The organism is Xenorhabdus santafensis (assembly GCF_033949405.1).
Taxonomy (GTDB): domain Bacteria; phylum Pseudomonadota; class Gammaproteobacteria; order Enterobacterales; family Enterobacteriaceae; genus Xenorhabdus; species Xenorhabdus santafensis.
This window is the reverse complement of the sequence record NZ_VCDN01000067.1, coordinates 1-2,973: the sequence shown is the minus strand read 5'-3', so window position 1 is coordinate 2,973 and position 2,973 is coordinate 1. Positions and strand designations below refer to the sequence as shown.

1 rRNA gene is annotated in these 2,973 nt (G+C 53.6%); it reads left to right on the top strand.

Going from position 1 to position 2,973, the window contains the following annotated elements:
• Window positions 1–64 precede the first annotated feature (64 nt).
• Window positions 65–2,973 (top strand): 23S ribosomal RNA (locus FE392_RS15865).

The window sequence follows — 2,973 nt, the reverse complement described above, 5'->3', positions numbered from 1 at the left end:
ACGTCAATGACGCGACTGATGAGTCTCTCAAAAACTCCAATCTGAAGACACCTTCGGGTTGTGAGGTTAAGCGACTAAGCGTACACGGTGGATGCCTAGGCAGTCAGAGGCGATGAAGGACGTGCTAATCTGCGAAAAGCGTCGGTAAGGTGATATGAACCGTTACAGCCGACGATATCCGAATGGGGAAACCCAGTGCAATCCGTTGCACTATCATTCACTGAATTCATAGGTGAATGAGGCGAACCGGGGGAACTGAAACATCTCAGTACCCCGAGGAAAAGAAATCAACCGAGATTCCCCCAGTAGCGGCGAGCGAACGGGGAGGAGCCCAGAGCCATCAACAATATCAGCGTCAGGAGAACGGTCTGGAAAGGCCGGCAGTAAAGGGTGATAGCCCCGTATCCGAAGACGCTGGTGTTGGGAGCTCGATGAGTAGGGCGGGACACGTGGTATCCTGTCTGAATATGGGGGGACCATCCTCCAAGGCTAAATACTCCTGACTGACCGATAGTGAACCAGTACCGTGAGGGAAAGGCGAAAAGAACCCCGGCGAGGGGAGTGAAAGAGAACCTGAAACCGTGTACGTACAAGCAGTGGGAGCACCCCTTGCGGGTGTGACTGCGTACCTTTTGTATAATGGGTCAGCGACTTATATTCTGTAGCAAGGTTAACCGCATAGGGGAGCCGCAGGGAAACCGAGTCTTAACTGGGCGTTAAGTTGCAGGGTATAGACCCGAAACCCGGTGATCTAGCCATGGGCAGGTTGAAGGTTGGGTAACACTAACTGGAGGACCGAACCGACTAATGTTGAAAAATTAGCGGATGACTTGTGGCTGGGGGTGAAAGGCCAATCAAACCGGGAGATAGCTGGTTCTCCCCGAAAGCTATTTAGGTAGCGCCTCGTGAATTCATCTTCGGGGGTAGAGCACTGTTTCGGCTAGGGGGTCATCCCGACTTACCAACCCGATGCAAACTGCGAATACCGAAGAATGTTATCACGGGAGACACACGGCGGGTGCTAACGTCCGTCGTGAAGAGGGAAACAACCCAGACCGCCAGCTAAGGTCCCCAAGTCATGGTTAAGTGGGAAACGAAGTGGGAAGGCTCAGACAGCCAGGATGTTGGCTTAGAAGCAGCCATCATTTAAAGAAAGCGTAATAGCTCACTGGTCGAGTCGGCCTGCGCGGAAGATGTAACGGGGCTAAACCATGCACCGAAGCTGCGGCAGCGACACTATGTGTTGTTGGGTAGGGGAGCGTTCTGTAAGCCGTTGAAGGTGGCCTGTGAGGGCTGCTGGAGGTATCAGAAGTGCGAATGCTGACATAAGTAACGATAAAGCGGGTGAAAAACCCGCTCGCCGGAAGACCAAGGGTTCCTGTCCAACGTTAATCGGGGCAGGGTGAGTCGACCCCTAAGGCGAGGCCGAAAGGCGTAGTCGATGGGAAACAGGTTAATATTCCTGTACTCGGTGTTACTGCGAAGGGGGGACGGAGAAGGCTAAGCCAGCCGGGCGACGGTTTGTCCCGGTTTAAGCGTGTAGGTGGGTCGTTTTGGTAAATCCGGACGGCTGATAACACTGAGGCGTGATGACGAGGCACTACGGTGCTGAAGTGGTTGATGCCCTGCTTCCAGGAAAAGCCTCTAAGCTCCAGGTAACATTGAATCGTACCCCAAACCGACACAGGTGGTCAGGTAGAGAATACTCAGGCGCTTGAGAGAACTCGGGTGAAGGAACTAGGCAAAATGGTGCCGTAACTTCGGGAGAAGGCACGCTGGCGTTAGGTGAAGGAACTTGCTTCCGGAGCCGAGGCCAGTCGCAGATACCAGCTGGCTGCAACTGTTTAATAAAAACACAGCACTGTGCAAACACGAAAGTGGACGTATACGGTGTGACGCCTGCCCGGTGCTGGAAGGTTAATTGATGGGGTTATCCGTAAGGAGAAGCTCTTGATCGAAGCCCCAGTAAACGGCGGCCGTAACTATAACGGTCCTAAGGTAGCGAAATTCCTTGTCGGGTAAGTTCCGACCTGCACGAATGGCGTAATGATGGCCAGGCTGTCTCCACCCGAGACTCAGTGAAATTGAACTCGCTGTGAAGATGCAGTGTACCCGCGGCAAGACGGAAAGACCCCGTGAACCTTTACTATAGCTTGACACTGAACCTTGAGCCTTGATGTGTAGGATAGGTGGGAGGCTGTGAAGTGTGGACGCCAGTCTGCACGGAGCCATCCTTGAAATACCACCCTTGAATGTTTGATGTTCTAACGTAGGCCCGTTATCCGGGTTGCGGACAGTGTCTGGTGGGTAGTTTGACTGGGGCGGTCTCCTCCCAAAGCGTAACGGAGGAGCACGAAGGTTAGCTAATCACGGTCGGACATCGTGAGGTTAGTGCAAAGGCATAAGCTAGCTTGACTGCGAGAGTGACGGCTCGAGCAGGTACGAAAGTAGGTCTTAGTGATCCGGTGGTTCTGAATGGAAGGGCCATCGCTCAACGGATAAAAGGTACTCCGGGGATAACAGGCTGATACCGCCCAAGAGTTCATATCGACGGCGGTGTTTGGCACCTCGATGTCGGCTCATCACATCCTGGGGCTGAAGTAGGTCCCAAGGGTACGGCTGTTCGCCGTTTAAAGTGGTACGCGAGCTGGGTTTAGAACGTCGTGAGACAGTTCGGTCCCTATCTGCCGTGGGCGTTGGAAGATTGAAAGGGGCTGCTCCTAGTACGAGAGGACCGGAGTGGACGCACCACTGGTGTTCGGGTTGTCATGCCAATGGCACTGCCCGGTAGCTACGTGCGGAAAAGATAACCGCTGAAAGCATCTAAGCGGGAAACTTGCCTTGAGATGAGTCTTCCCTTGTCCCTAGAGGACACTGAAGGAACGTTCGAGACGAGGACGTGGATAGGCTGGGTGTGTAAGCGTTGCGAGACGTTGAGCTAACCAGTACTAATGAACCGTGAGGCTTAACATG